Annotated in this window: 13 protein-coding genes and 1 rRNA gene; 4 read left to right on the top strand and 10 right to left on the bottom strand. The window is 36.8% G+C overall.

Annotation, left to right across the window (positions count from 1 at the left end):
* Positions 1 to 119: 119 nt before the first annotated feature.
* From I6E70_RS20065 to I6E70_RS20055, 3 genes are all read right to left on the bottom strand, one after another.
* On the bottom strand, positions 120 to 419 hold the full coding sequence (locus I6E70_RS20065; protein ID WP_165726793.1) for a hypothetical protein: 300 nt from the start codon (positions 417 to 419) through the stop codon (positions 120 to 122).
* Positions 420 to 541: 122 nt separating this feature from the next.
* Positions 542 to 1,357 (bottom strand): hypothetical protein, encoded by an 816-nt coding sequence (locus I6E70_RS20060; protein WP_197189454.1) that lies wholly within the window; start codon positions 1,355 to 1,357, stop codon positions 542 to 544.
* Positions 1,358 to 1,928: 571 nt separating this feature from the next.
* A complete protein-coding gene (locus tag I6E70_RS20055; RefSeq protein ID WP_169061346.1) occupies positions 1,929 to 2,636 on the bottom strand; it encodes an SDR family oxidoreductase in 708 nt (235 codons plus the stop codon).
* Between the two features lie 388 nt (positions 2,637 to 3,024).
* Between I6E70_RS20055 and I6E70_RS20050 the strand changes: the two genes are divergently transcribed.
* A complete protein-coding gene (locus I6E70_RS20050; RefSeq protein ID WP_197189453.1) occupies positions 3,025 to 4,338 on the top strand; it encodes a M20/M25/M40 family metallo-hydrolase in 1,314 nt (437 codons plus the stop codon).
* A gap of 64 nt (positions 4,339 to 4,402) precedes the next feature.
* Here I6E70_RS20050 and I6E70_RS20045 read toward each other — a convergent pair whose 3' ends face one another.
* The 5 genes from I6E70_RS20045 to I6E70_RS20025 form a co-directional block, all read right to left on the bottom strand.
* Positions 4,403 to 5,200: a response regulator transcription factor gene (locus I6E70_RS20045; protein WP_165726795.1), complete on the bottom strand. Its 798-nt coding sequence runs from the start codon at positions 5,198 to 5,200 to the stop codon at positions 4,403 to 4,405.
* A gap of 121 nt (positions 5,201 to 5,321) precedes the next feature.
* Complete coding sequence (locus tag I6E70_RS20040; protein ID WP_197189452.1) at positions 5,322 to 6,038, bottom strand: SIR2 family NAD-dependent protein deacylase; 717 nt, start codon at positions 6,036 to 6,038, stop codon at positions 5,322 to 5,324.
* On the bottom strand, positions 6,035 to 7,051 hold the full coding sequence (locus I6E70_RS20035; RefSeq protein ID WP_197189451.1) for a Kelch repeat-containing protein: 1,017 nt from the start codon (positions 7,049 to 7,051) through the stop codon (positions 6,035 to 6,037). Before I6E70_RS20035 ends, I6E70_RS20040 begins: the two co-directional genes overlap by 4 nt.
* Before the next feature lie 108 nt (positions 7,052 to 7,159).
* Entirely contained in the window at positions 7,160 to 7,345 is a 186-nt protein-coding gene (locus I6E70_RS20030; RefSeq protein WP_165735531.1) for an epimerase, read from the bottom strand.
* 148 nt (positions 7,346 to 7,493) lie between these two features.
* Complete coding sequence (locus I6E70_RS20025; RefSeq protein ID WP_121955445.1) at positions 7,494 to 8,372, bottom strand: sensor domain-containing diguanylate cyclase; 879 nt, start codon at positions 8,370 to 8,372, stop codon at positions 7,494 to 7,496.
* A gap of 482 nt (positions 8,373 to 8,854) precedes the next feature.
* Here I6E70_RS20025 and I6E70_RS20020 point away from each other — a divergent pair, with 482 nt between their 5' ends.
* The 3 genes from I6E70_RS20020 to I6E70_RS20010 are packed head-to-tail and all read left to right on the top strand — an operon-like array spanning position 8,855 to position 13,478.
* Positions 8,855 to 10,915, top strand: coding sequence for a TonB-dependent receptor plug domain-containing protein (locus I6E70_RS20020; protein WP_165726798.1), 2,061 nt, complete (start codon positions 8,855 to 8,857; stop codon positions 10,913 to 10,915).
* A 9-nt stretch (positions 10,916 to 10,924) separates the two neighbouring features.
* A complete protein-coding gene (locus I6E70_RS20015) occupies positions 10,925 to 11,452 on the top strand; it encodes a YfiR family protein (RefSeq protein WP_165726799.1) in 528 nt (175 codons plus the stop codon).
* Positions 11,453 to 11,456: 4 nt separating this feature from the next.
* Entirely contained in the window at positions 11,457 to 13,478 is a 2,022-nt protein-coding gene (locus I6E70_RS20010) for a putative bifunctional diguanylate cyclase/phosphodiesterase (protein ID WP_197189450.1), read from the top strand.
* Positions 13,479 to 13,730: 252 nt separating this feature from the next.
* Here the strand turns inward: I6E70_RS20010 and I6E70_RS20005 are convergent, their stop codons facing one another.
* Both I6E70_RS20005 and rrf read right to left on the bottom strand, forming a co-directional pair.
* Positions 13,731 to 14,366, bottom strand: coding sequence for a methyltransferase family protein (locus tag I6E70_RS20005; protein ID WP_197189449.1), 636 nt, complete (start codon positions 14,364 to 14,366; stop codon positions 13,731 to 13,733).
* A 507-nt stretch (positions 14,367 to 14,873) separates the two neighbouring features.
* Positions 14,874 to 14,988, bottom strand: a 5S ribosomal RNA gene (rrf, locus tag I6E70_RS20000).
* Positions 14,989 to 15,077: the final 89 nt, after the last annotated feature.

The raw sequence follows: 15,077 nt of genomic DNA, 5'->3' as shown, positions 1-15,077 counted from the left end.
TATTATTGCCTGTATAAGAAAGCTTATAGTAATCATAAATTCTATGGTGAGGGATGGTGTCATGTGGGATCCTAAAATGGTTTGAAATTAGGAATTGACACCATAGTCACTTGTTATGTTTACTGATCCACCGATTCCTCAGTTACAACTAATTCGTGTTGCCCAGGAATTAAACTACTAAGCACAAGGGCAGCAAACACCACTAAAACAAACAACAAAGGGCTATAAAGGATAGAACTTTCCTTGATTGGATAAAAGAAAGCAGTTGATGCACCTACAATTCCTGCGATATAACCATGCCTTGTAGTGAACTCATGTATTGAGCCACAATTTACACAACGGTATTTAGTCCATTTAAAGGCTGTTAAAAACCAACTAAGTGATATTTTCTTAGAACAACTTCTACATTGAGGAAACATGGGAAAGACTCCTTTCTTAATTTGTAAACATAACGCCCTGTTAACAGGCAATAAAATAGTTGGTTAAAATTAGCGACGAAGGAGCAAAAACCAACTGTTTTTTGTCCTTGTTTAACAGCTTGTTAGGCTTTTTTACTCTCAATCAATGGCTGAACTGCATAAATATAACGAAATAAGCCATGGCATTCTTTGCACTTAAACTGTTTCTCATATTCAAATGTATCTTCCCATAGCTCATGAACGGAATTACAGTCTGGTGTAATACAGGCTAATTTTCCTACGTGAGGCGTAAGTTTTATCTCGCTTTTTTCATCTAATCTAGCGGTATACCGAGCGTTACAATGAGAGCACCAAACTTTACGAGTATCTGCGCCTTCAATGTTCCTAAAAATAGCTGATTTTTTGCAGCGAAAACAATCAAAAGAAAAGAACTCTCCAACTGCAGTGCTCCAAATAGTAGAACTCAATACACGATCCACATCCTTTAGAAGATCTTCACATAGTGTACGTAGCTTATCAGGATACTCGACCTGCCCATCATTTATCTTTTTTATTATTGGAGCATGAAGATAAGATCCCAACGAGTTGTATGGCTTCTTCAAAAGATTAATTGTTATGGGTATTTCTATTCCCAATACTTTATAGTCTTGGTCCTCTATTGGTAAGTCTTTATTCGTAATTGCGACACTCATAGTGCGCTCTTCCGTTGCTCTCGGGTCTATTTCACATAAATGTGTGATTACCTTTCCTGGCTGCCATACATCATAGATATTGAGGTTAATCTCATTCTTATAAGCATTAAGCCTATCGTATGCCAGATACTCAATTGATTTTCGGAGCGATAGTGCTGCATAATCTAAGCGAGAATCAACCTTACTTTGAAGTTCCTCCTCCGCTTTATCTCGATGATGCTTAGCTTTACCTAGTAGTGATTTCATTACATGAATACTCGCCGATTAAATTAGCCTAACAATTTAGTCCACGACATTTGTCGTTTTACAAACCGACAAATGTCTTTATATTACAATGATTTTATCCTAGCTATAAAATAAACAACTGTAAACAGTTAGTTAGATTCGCCTTACCTTTTCTAAATGTAGCAAAACCCCAAAATGGTGGAGATCAGTAATATCAGACAAATCGTTGTTTAGTTATACAGCTTGATTATTAGTTAACAGGTTATATTTTAAATATCTGTGTTTAAACCAATAACGCGTACACCCCAAAACTCTTAAACTTGTAACTCGTTATTGCTTATAAAATTAGTTAAAAACCGCAATCCACTTTTATTGAATCCTGTGTATTTTTACTTCATGTTAAATACTCTTATTTCTCACTTACATACCAAAAGTGTTGCATGAATGGGTTATGGATCTTAAACCGCGTTAACACCCTACAATGAATTGACGTATTTAATAGCCTTAAAACGAAGAGGCTCAGCAGTTTTAAAATTTGCAATTAATAGCTGACTTTACTAGTTATCCACCTCATAGCGTGTTGTTATATTTATTAAAACGGTAACTCCTCACCATTAAAACTATAAAGCTTTCCCGTATTATCAATAGATAAATTCAGAATAACGTTCATAACTCCAAGAGCCGAATCTACAACATTTTCACTTGCTGTAGAGCCCCCCATATCGGTTTGAACCCAACCGGGGTGAACAGCTACTACAGCCACATTATCATTAACAAGCTCTTGTGATAAGTTCACTACTAGCATATTGGCTGCTGCTTTAGACATTCGATAACCATACCAATCCACACTTTGTTCTAGCGACAAAGATCCCATAGCAGAAGAAATAACGGCTATCTTACATAAGCGTTTTTTATTTATTAAAGGTAAAAAGCAATGAGTTAAATATAGTGGTCCAAGTGAATTCACCTTAAAAGACATTTCAGCATTAGCATAATTAATAGTATGGATACTTGTGTTTTCTCGATCCAAATATCCCGCATTATTTACTATTAAATCTAATTTAATATTTTCCTCATTAAGTTTACTTGCCAACGTCTTAATTTTTTCAGGGCAAGTGATATCCATTAGTTCAATAGACAATTTATTTGGAAACTTACCTTTCAATGAAACTAGAGCAACCGCCGTTTCTAGATTTCTACAGGTAGCAATTACTGTCCATCCATTTATAAGGTATTGTTTGGCTAATTCGAAACCGATTCCCCTATTAGCACCCGTTATTAATACAACTAAGTTATTCATTGTTTATACCTATAAATCTTACAATTTAGTCTACGACATTTGTCACCTAAAAAACGACAAATGTCCTTATATTACAATGATTTTACCCTAGCTATAAAATAAGTATTTGTAAACAGTTAGTTCAGTCTCAACTTTTCTAAATGCAGCAAAAATCCCAAATGATGGAGGTCAGTAATATCAGGCAAATTGCTGTTTAGTTGCACAGCTTGATTATTAGTTAAAAGGTTATATTTTAAATACCTGTGTTTAAACTAATAACGCGTTCACCCTTAAACATGTAGCTCGTTATTACTTATAAAATTAGTTAAAAATCACAACCTACTCCTATTGAATCCTCTGTATTTTTACTTCATATTAAATACTCTTATTTCTCACTTATTATGCTGTTATGTCATTTTTTAAATTTAGCCATGCACTTATTCTCACACTTGCTAGTACCTTACCGCTTACAAGCCATGCTGCGCTTGATAAAAATGAGCGTGAAATAGTAAAACAGGTCGATAAAAATATTCCCCAAGCACTGCAAGAAATAGAGCAAGCCGTAAATATTAATAGCGGGTCGCTTAATATTGAAGGTGTAAAAAAAGTAGGTGCGCTGACAAGTGAGCAGCTTAAAGCCATTGGTTTTAAAGTTGAATGGCTGGATGGCAGTGCGTTTAACCGCGCAGGGCATGTATTAGCAACACATGAAAGTAAAAACACCGATGCAATAAAAATACTGATGATCGGCCATCTAGATACCGTATTTGCCAAAAACGATAACTTTACTACCTACAAACAGCTTGATGCCGATACAGCCAGTGGCCCAGGCGTTGCCGATATGAAAGGCGGTAACACGATAATAATTACCGCACTTAAAAGCTTACAAGCCCTTAATTTACTCGAAAATGTAAGTATAAAAGTATTATTGACTGGCGATGAAGAAAGCAGCGGTCGCCCTCTTAGCTTATCTAAACAAGCTATTGTTGATGCAGCAATTTGGGCTGACGTAGCGCTTGGCTATGAAAATGGCGATAACAATATAAAAACAGCTATGGCGGCGCGCCGTGGTTATACAGGCTGGACGCTAAATGTAACGGCAAATGCAGCGCATTCGTCACAAATATTTAGCGAAAGCGTTGGTTATGGCGCTATTTACGAAGCATCACGCATTTTAAATGATTTTAGAGAGCAACTTGCCACGCAACCTAATTTAACATTTAACCCAGGGCTTATTGTGGGTGGTACCAATGCCGATTACGACAGTGCTAATTCCTCAGCAACGGCGTTTGGTAAAAGTAATGTAATAGCACAAACCGTGCATGTAGCAGGTGATTTACGCGCACTATCGCCAAAGCAATTCGAAAACGCAAAAAGATCAATGCAACTCATTGCTAGCAACAGTTTAAATGGCAGTAAAGCAGAGCTTATTTTTGAAGACGGTTACCCGCCAATGGCATTAACTGATGGCAATAAAAAGCTATTAGAATTATACAGCGACGCAAGCCACGATTTAGGCTTCAACAAAGTAGTAGCCGCCAACCCTCGCAACGCAGGTGCAGCTGATATTTCATTTGCGGCAAATCATGTTGATATGGCACTTGATGGTTTAGGTTTGATGGGCAGCGGCGCGCATACTAAAAACGAAACAGCCGATTTAACCAGCCTTGATAAAAACATTAAAAAAACTGCATTACTCATTTATAGATTAGGAAAACTGTAATAGTAAATGTATTTTAAAGATGAGCGTAGGCCAAATAATAACAGTCCTACGCTTGTACTTACTTTTAAGACATTATTTTAAACAATAATTCTCGCACTGTGGCCGGTTCAAACGGTTTATCACAAATAGCATCAACTCCCGCTTGAGCTATATTTGCTAGGTGCGTTTCGTTTGCCTCTGAGCTCACCATTAAAATAGGAATATGTGAGTAACTATTTGAGCTTCTAACGGTTTCTGTTAGTTCTCGTCCGTCCATTTCTGGCATATTGTAGTCGGTTACAATTAAGTCAAACGATTGGTTATTTAAGTGCTCAATAGCTTCTTTACCGTTTTCAGCTTCTACCGGGGCAGGTATTCCCATACCCGCAAGTACGCGTATTATGTGTTTACGCGCAAAGCGGCTGTCGTCTACCACTAAAACTCGAAGTAGCGTTACGTCAAAATGATCAAGTTCTACTTCTTCTTCGCTTATAATATCGAGGGTTGCTTTGAGTGCCCGGGTAATGGCTTTTGCGCTAAAAGGCTTAGGCAAAATAGCCAGCACACCTGATTGGCGTAATTGCTCAAGGTATTTTTTATTACGCTCGCTCGATATAAGCATAAAAGGTTGATGCTCGGTGATAAGGTTTGATCTTATTTCTTGCAATAGTGAGTCGGCTGTCCCGTCAGATAAATACATAGAGCTTATAACTAGATCAGGGTGATAACTTGCTAATAAGCTAAGCGCTTGTGTTTGTGTAGATGCAGTTTCAACTTGTTTTACACCACTTTCTAAAAGCGATTTTATTATTATTTTTTGCTGAACCTCTGAAGGCTCTACAAGTAAAATGGACAAGTTTGCTATTGCAGTTAAGTCGCTCATTCAGATCTCTTTAGTATTGTTATAATCAGGATAATAATAACATTTTTGACTCGTTAATATTATATAAAGAGATTGTAATATTTAAGAAAACATTATCAACCCCTTTAAAATATAGCACTTATTAATTAGATTGAATGTAATCTAATGCATTCATTTTTTTATATGTGACGTTAGCGTGCAAAATATGTGCAGGTTCAGGGTCAACCACTTCAACAGGAATGTCGTAATTTCGGGCTATTTCAATTGCCATTTGCGTAATATTAACGCTAAACGAGGTGCCCATAAATACAATTTTATCGGCGTTGAGCATACGCTGTTGTGCTTGTGTTATTCTGTAAAGCTCGGTGTAGTATTCGTCAAATAATAAAACAAAGGGCTTAAATGAATGGTTTAGCTCAGGCGTTTGGTGTTGAATATTAAATAGCTCAAAAAGAGACTCTTGCAGGCGGCTTTCGTCTACGCTTTCCCACGGGGTGGCAAGTGGCGTGACTGGCTCACCTTGCTCATGAAATAAGGTCATTTGATCAAGCCTGCCGTGTATCGCTATGTAATTTTTATTACCCGCTTTGCCATCAAGCCCATCTATGTTTTGAGTAATTAGGTTTTTATCACTTAGCCACTGGTGTACGTCGTTTGGGCCATGGTTGCGATACGTTGCAAAGCGATGGTAATACCATGCTAAAAATTCTTTAGGGGCATTTTGGTACATTGCGCGTGTTGCTATTTCCATAGGCGTATAATTTTTACTGCCAATGGTCCAATAACCATCCTCCCCTCTAAAGGTGGGAATACCACTGGCAGCGCTGACTCCCGCTCCGGTAATGTAAAGGGTATTCACTTTGGCGCCTCGTAACCGAGTACGTTAGCACTTACTTGCTGACTGTTATCAATGCCGCCAATTCGATATAAAACCCCACTGTGCTCAAGTAAACCACGATGATCCATGCTCTTTACTTCAACTGGGGATAAAATCTGCCATTCGTTTTTTTCGATACTAAAGCGCCAAACATGGTCACTTGTAGGTGCAGGTTTGCCGTCGTAACCTATTGCGCTGTAGTTGTATGGGTTATTAGAGCCTGCCATCATATAAATATTGCCATTATAGCTGGTGGCTGCCATTCGGTAGTGAGCAGTGCCCGTTGGATGTGGCAAGGTACGCCAATCTATTTTTTGTGGGTTAGTTGAATCTATTGTGCCTTTTAAGCACTGTGCTACACCTGCAAACGAGCGACGCGAATCAGGATTAGCTTGTGTTTTAACGCCATCACAAATAACAATGGTGTTAGCACTAATAGCAGCGGCTTGGCCAAATACAGGCTCACCTAAAAATGGCGAGGCTTGTTGCCATGTATTATTTTGCGTGTCGTATACTTGCACTAAGTTTACGTTGCCGTCGTTATGCCAACCGCTAATTAGATAAATGTAACGCGCTTTGTAGCTCAGCGCTACGCTATCGTCTACGGGTACTGGCATACTCGCAAGATGAGTGTAGGTATCTTTTATTACGTCGTACCTATATACGTCGGGGCTTGAAACTTCAGTATGATCCTCTGCTACCGTATAGCCGCCAAACACATAAGCGTACTCGCCTAAGCCGACTGCGGTGCTTGCTAAGCGCCCTTTTAATGGCAAGCTTGAAGGCACACCAGTTTTAGTTTGCCACTGTGAATCGCCAACTTTAAGCGCCCACACTTTATTATGCACTGACGAGTATTGTTTATCGCGCCCCAGCCCCATAAAGCTTAAAAAGTAAGGCTGATTTTTAACAATAACTTTAGCCACAGCATTATTTGCAACAGGCTCTGGTAAAGCGGGAAGGCTTGCTAACGCAAGAGAAAAAAGAAGGCTCATAAGGCAAATAATTTAATAAGAATTAATACGCTCAGATTAAATTATTTTAGCCTTATGAGCCAGTATTGTTATATCTAAATAATCAAACGCTTTTGATTAGTAACCATATTAGTAGGCAATACTAATATGCTGATTTAAGTACGCTGCATTTTGCGCTTCATCAACCATTGCGCTTGCATAATCAGTGACCAATATATTGCTTTCGCCTGCATCATTAGTAAAAAATGTATTACTGCCGATACGGTAATTGTCTTCATTATCACCCAGACATAACTTGTGCAGTTTATTTATCAAGGAACTACCTACAAACTGCTGTAAGAGCATTTATAGATTTTTTAGCGCAGCACTGGCAAACCGATATTAAAAAATATGTCAGCAAGTAAGGCATTGTAGTTAAGGACGCTGTGACTATTGTTTAACCTAAGATGATAGTTCAGCTTAGTTATTGAGGTAAATAGGTTACGTTATCTAAGCCTCGTTGTTTATTTTTGTACATAGCTTGATCAGCATACTTTATGAGTTCGTGATCTGTTTGGCCGTGCTCGGGGTAGTTTGCAATTCCTATACTGGGTGAAATATTTAGTAGTACGTCATCTAACTTAAAGACGGCTTTAAACTCAGTGAGGACTTTATTTTTTATTCTGACGGTTTCGTGGCTAGAACTTAAGTTATCTAAAATAATTAAAAATTCGTCTCCGCCTAAACGCCCTACTGTGTCGTAATGCCTTACTGACGCTGAAAGCCTTTTTGCTATAGCGCATAAAAGCTTATCGCCAATTTCATGTCCGTGAGTATCGTTTACTGCTTTAAAGCCATTTATGTCTATAAACAGTAAAGAAAAAAACGTGTTGTCTCTGGTTGCACTAATAATTACTTTTTCTAATCGATTCATTAATAAAGAACGATTTGGTAGGCCAGTTAACACATCGTGCCGTGCCATATAATGGAGTTGATCTTCCATTACTTTACGTTCAGTTATATCGTGCGCGACAGCGATTCTTACTTGATGTTGCTCTGACCAACGAACAGACCATAATATATGAACTACTTGACCATCTTTTCTCATCCAACGGTTTTCAAAGCGAGGGTTCACCATTTCGCCAGACAACAGCGAAGTTACGGCATTATGCGTTTTATAATGATCACCTTCGTAAACATAGTTAATCATTTTTTTGCCTACAACTTCGTCGGCCGTATAACCAAAAATTTGCTCAAATGCTGCGCTTACAAAAACAAATGTGCCTTGTTTATCTACCACGCATACCGCATCAAGCATTAAATCGAGTACTTCTTCTACATTAATTAATTCATTTTTTTTCATACTTTGGTGCCTTCAAAGCAAAACCAAGCGAATTTAAGTATTCTATATACCTTTAATAAAAGCAAAGGTAATTGAAACTACAATAATAGTTAATACAAAGTTAGATTAATCGTGCACGTATAATTAATATCGCCCTTGTAAAAGCATAAAATGCAAAGTTAAATAATCAATAAGCGTAAAATACTTTGAAGTCCTTCAAAAATAGACTAAATTTTAAATAGTATATAATCATATAACTCTCAGTAACTTCTATTTTTTGACTCTTTAATAAATGTAATTGTATAAAATGTATCACTTTATTTTTTAAATTTTACTGTTTTATTGGCCTAAGTTAAATTTTTTAACTACTACAAAATTAGTTGTTTTGATTTAATCGCATTTATACTTTTACGCTGTTAATGTATGTTAATATTGTGTGATATCACATGTATTACAAAAACAGTCATTGTTTTTGATTTTTTGATTGCGCAGGAGACTTTTGGGTGAAAATATCACAACGTTTATTTTGGCCATTACTTTTTGTGTGCCCTCTTGTAACGGCTGAGCCGTTTGAAGATGAAGACCTCGATCTTGATGCTTTAATGGGTATGGATGTGCAAGCGACTTCTGCGATGAAAAGAGCACAATCAGCATTTGATACCGCTTCATCTATTTATGTATTAAGTAAAGAACAAATTACTAAATCTGGTGCTACATCAGTACCTGAAGCACTAAAAATGGTGCCGGGTTTAATTGTCCGTCAGCTCGATAACAATCAATGGGCTATTTCCTCAAGAGGCATTGCCTCTCGCTTTTCAAGCAAATTATTGGTTATGATTGACGGACAAAGCTTATATACCCCAAAGTTTGCCGCTGTTTATTGGGAAACACTCAACGTTCCTTTGTACGATATTGAACGTATTGAAGTTATACGCGGACAAGGCGGATTACTTTGGGGAAGTAACGCAAATAATGGCGTTATTAATATCATTACTAAAAATAGTATTGATACTCGCGGTGGATACGCAAGTGTAACAACTGGTAATCAAATAAATGTTGATGCTAATCTTCGCTACGGTGGTGATATAAGTAACATAGGCAGCTACCGTGTGTATGGGCACTTAAAAGATGCTAATGAATCAAAAAAAGGGATCTCACTCGCTCCTAACGACACAACTAAGCAAAATTCTTTAGGTTTTAGAGCTGACTTCACCCCTAATGATGAGTGGTCTGCGCTACTTCAGGGTGATGTAACTCATTCCACACTTGGCCAAAACTACCGAGGTGTTGTCGATGAAACCAACGAAAACATTTCATTTTCAGATGATTTAAAGCGAACAGACTCGCGCATAATGGCGCGCCTTGAAAACAGAATGTCGCCAGATGCCAATCAAATGCTACAAATTTCTTGGCTTAAACAAAATGGCTCTCAAAATTATATTAAAGAAGACTTTGAATCGATAGATATTGATTATCAAATGAACTTTATATATCAATCTCTACAGTTAGATTGGGGGTTGAACTACCGATACAATTCTATATCTTTCGCAGAAAGTGTATTTTTAGATAGCGATAAAAACTTTGATAGCCTCAAACAATATGGTGCACTTGTTCAAGCTCAATATAATGTGACTCCTGACACTCTCGACTTTATTATCGGTACTAAGCTTGATCATAACGATTTAACTGGCTGGGAAAATCAACCATCAGCAAGACTTATATACAAACCAGTAGATAACCATCTTACTTGGGGAGCAATATCGCGAAGTGTGCGTACACCAACATTAATTGAGTTTAACGATAATTTTAAAGTTAATGGTACAGAAATTAAAGATCTTACCGGTTTAAGTTCAGGCTTTGACCAAATAGACGACTACCGAATTGCAACCTACCTAAATGGTAATGATAAAGTTAAATCAGAAAACTATCTATCTTATGAATTAGGTTACCGTTTTACTGCTAACGATTGGTCATTAGATCTTTCTACTTATTATACCGATGCTAAAAACGTAGCGGTTATTGATATGAATACACATGCTGAACAATTCACTCCTATACTTGATTTATTTCTAGCAGGGAGAATTCCAGAAGTATTTCAAGCACTAAGAATGACTCGTATAGATTTAGACTTTGCATCTGTAGCAGACACAACCACTAAAGGGTTCGACTTAGTAGTATCATGGCAACCAATTGATAATCTCAATACTGAGTTTGGTTACAGTTACACCGACTATAACTACGATTTACCTCCTAGAGTAGAGCCCGCTATCGGGTATGACTCTAAAAACAGGCAGTTATTTGCAAAAGCCGATTATACATTCTCAACTGACCATAACGTATTTGCGACATTGCGAGCAGTAAACTCAAATGCATATAATACTGATAATTACACAACGTTAGATATTAGTTGGAATTGGCAGGCTACTCCGGTGTGGTCTACTGCAGTTTCGGGTAAAAACCTATTTTCAGGTTCACATATTGAGTACAGTAATACGCGCGAAACCTATACATTACCAAACTATATTGATGAATGTATTACGTTTACAATTTCAGCAAATTTCTAAGCTAATTAGATGATTAAATTAAGAAGTCTAATTCACAGAAGCTTAATAGCCTTGGTACTTTTAAGTACCAGCGTTGACGCTGTTGAAAAAGAATACATGCTAAAAGCAGGCTTCTTATATAACTTTGCACGTTTTGGACACTGGGACTCTCATTTAGAACCCCTTGATCAATTTACTATTTGTAGCCCTGATAAATACTTTATTGATGTGGCTAACACCGCTCTAAAAAATCGCACTATAAAAAAATTACCTTTACATAATAAATTAGTCACTATTGATGAAGTCACAACATCTGCGTGTAGCATGCTATTTATCACCTCAGATACATTTGCTCAGTGGCAAAACATAACTCCTTTAGATCTAAAAAATATTATGGTCATTGGTGAAACAGACTCATTTATTGAAAATGGCGGCCATATCAGGTTCTTTCTTTCCAGTGGTAAAATTCGCTTTGAAATTGCACCACAACAGCTTAAAGATGCAGGCATTACTATGAGTTCAAAAGTACTACGACTTGCACGCGTTGTAGATAGGTAATGCAATGAAAAAACTATTTGCATTAAATACAATGAGCAAAAAATTATTATTCATCTTAATGAGTGTCGCACTTGTATCAACCGCTACAGTAACCATTGTATTTAGTGCTTATGAAATCACCAGCGCTAAAGAAGAACAAATAGAAAGCCTGGGGTCGCTGTCTAAAATGCTTTCACCCAATATAACTACTGCACTTATGTTTAATGATATAGATGCAGTACAAGAGCTTATAAACCCAATACTTATACGCTCAGATGTTATTAGTATAATGGTAACGAGTATGACTGGTGAACAACTTGTTATTGCTCAAGCCGAAAATGAAGAAATAGAACAAAGCATTGAGGTTAATACCCCCCTTCAGCTCGATATGCATGATTATGGCATATTAAAAATACGCGCTAACAACAGTTACATTCAAGACAGAATCACTTTTTACTTTAAATTTATAATGATTTTGATGGTCTTTACCTTTGCTATCAGCCTCATTTTATCCCTTTTGCTAAGGCGCCGCTTTTTAAACCCTATTTTATATTTAGCACAAACAGCAAATAAAATAACAACATCACATGATTATAGCTTACGCGCTAAACAACTATCACAAGATGAAGTCGGACAGTTAACTTCTTGTTTTAACGATATGCTATACAACATTGAGCAAAGAGAAAGCTCATTAGAAAACCAAGTTAGGCTTCGTACTAATGAACTTGAAAATGCAAATATTCAGTTGCAACAATATGCTTACCAAGACGGGTTAACTGATTTACCGAACAGACGGTATTTTTACGAAAAACTACAAAGCTTAGTAAGTGTTAAAGGAATGAAATTCGCACTTATATTTATAGATTTAGATGGTTTTAAAGAAGTAAACGACAGCCTTGGGCATGACTACGGTGATTTATTATTACACCAAGTAGCAACGAGGCTGCAAAGCTGTATAACAACAAAAGATACAGTAGCACGCTTAGGTGGAGACGAATTTACATTAATTTTAGAGGGTGTAAGTAGCCCAGATGAAGCATCAAAAATTGCCAAAGCTGTAAAAAGTAGTTTAATGCAGAGCATTAAAATAAAAAAAGAAACAGTCTATGTTACCGCAAGCATAGGTTTAACGTTTTTCCCTGCTGATGGTTTAACAGTAGAAGAGCTCGTTAGACGTGCTGATCAAGCGATGTATTTATCTAAAAATAAAGGGCGGAATCGCTATGAGTTTTTCTCCTATGCTATCGAAGAAAAAGCCACAGAAAAGCGTCGCCTGATAGAAGAGATACGCACTGCAATTGTAAAAAACCAATTTGAATTATATTACCAACCTATATTTTCAATTGATGGGAAATCAGTACCAAAAGCTGAAGCCCTTATTCGTTGGAACCACCCTGAACGAGGCCTAATAGGCCCCAATGAATTTATACCTGTTGCTGAAAAAAATGGATTAATAAACGACATAGGCCAATGGGTAAAATCTCAAGCAATTCAAGATACCGTCCAATTCAATGTTTTAAGTGAAAAGACAATTCAAGTCAGTGTAAATACATCACCTCTTGAAATTGACCGCGCTGGTTGCTGGGTGGATGAATGGATTGTTGCAAGTAAAAAGTACCAACTACCCGCCAACACTATTTTAATTGAAGTCACTGAAAATACCTTAATGGATCCAGATTCGTCAATACAGCGACAATTAAAACGCTTAAGCACTATTAATATAGACATAGCGATTGACGACTTTGGTGTTGGTTATTCTTCTTTGGCGTATTTACAGCGCTTAGATATAGATATTTTAAAAATAGATCGCTCATTTATAAGCGATATTGAATCAAACGATAATAGTATTGCTCTCGTGAAGGCTATTATCACTATGGCTCATAACCTAGATGTAATGGTGGTAGCGGAAGGTGTTGAAACACAAAAACAGTATGACCTATTAAAGCTGCTTGCTTGCGATTATATTCAAGGCTACATTTTTTCAAAGGCAATTACTAAACAAGAGTTTATGAAAAAGTATATAATACCAATCCGCAATAATACTTAATCATTTTGCGGGGCTAAATGTGTCGCTACCTGTGTTAAAAAATTCTCATTTAGAACAACTAAATAGCAAATTTTTTGCCTAGCTATCAACACGTTTTTCCATCCTCAAAATAGATCACTTAATTAAGCGAATTGGTATAAAACAAAAAGAAGTGATCTGATTTATGTCCATCTTGCTAGTTTTTAGCAATTCAACACAGAGCACCCACTAACTCTTCAATTAAAATTCATATATTCAAAGCTTAATCCCAAGCTATAACCAGCGAGGGACAAGTTGCTTATACTCTTTGTATTGTGTAGAAAAACGATGAGCTAAATGAGCTTCCTCAACTAAGGTTTGTCTATATATAGCTATAAAACCAATTACTAAGCAGGTCAAACTGAATACACTAGGTAAGGCTAAAAAGAAGCCGACCTGCGCTGCTACAACACCTAAGTACATCGGGTTTCTAGAATATTCATATAACCCTGATGTTTTAAGCTCATGCGGTCCCTTAGGATCAATTCCTGAACGCCAAAGTGCTGCCATATGAAAATGTACAAACATCGTCAAAATAAAACCTGCACTCAATAAAATATCGCCAAATAATACACCTGGCCAGCCATTGAGAATTGGAAATAGCCCAAGGTAGCTATCTAACTCAGGTACAAACACTCTAATTACACATACAAACCAAATAGCAGCCCTGAAAAACTTAAAAACCATATGGTTCCACCAACTAGTACAAAACTTATCTCCGGGATAAATAACGCCTGATGGTGTGTCTCTATTTTTATAAATAATTCTAAATGTATAAAACCCCGCAACAAAAGTATAAAAAATAGCTAAGTAAATACGTGTAAATTCAACTAGCGAAGTAGAGTCATCTAAAAATGTTTCATAGGGCATCTAGTTACAGCTCACAATCATTATTGGTAGTAATTTTAAAACAACTAACTCAATAAATTTTAGTTATAAGGTCATGAAATTATATTAGTATTCATTGCCTTCATAAACAAGTTAAGTCAGAGGTTTGTTAACGAGTAATCATTAACTCATACCATTAATTTAAAATAACTTTGATTTATGAGGATCTCATACTTTTTATATAATACCAATCTGCTTATATATTTGAATTGATATTATTCACTCATATTTTTACATTCTATATATGCAAAAAAACGACTATTTAGGTTAGGACTTTCTTTAATTTGAAGCTTTGTACAGTGCAATAGTGCCCTCAGCGTTAGGAAGTAACAGTGAAAGACTACACTCGCATCGGCGATGCCACTTTAACTCGTTAAATTAAGTAGATTATTCACTGAGAGACGCTTTGCCATAGCGGACTACCTGAATCACTTTTCTGCAGACGTAAAAAAGCCCGACTATTTCTAGTCGGGCTCTCTACAATTTGAAGCCTGGTAATGTCCTACTTTCACATAGCAAATGCTACACTATCATCGGCGCTGTTTCGTTTCACTACTGAGTTCGGCATGGAGTCAGGTGGGTCCAAAACGCTATTGTCACCAAGCAAATTTGGGCGTTAATCCGTATCGCTACGCACTAACTGAATTTGGAAAATATCTGATAATATTTTTTAAGTCTTTCTAAGTAATATCT

It is taken from the genome of Pseudoalteromonas sp. NGC95 (genome assembly GCF_015864705.1).
Lineage (GTDB): Bacteria > Pseudomonadota > Gammaproteobacteria > Enterobacterales > Alteromonadaceae > Pseudoalteromonas > Pseudoalteromonas arctica.
Note: the sequence above shows the minus strand (reverse complement) of the source record. Positions and strands in the feature narration are given on the sequence as shown.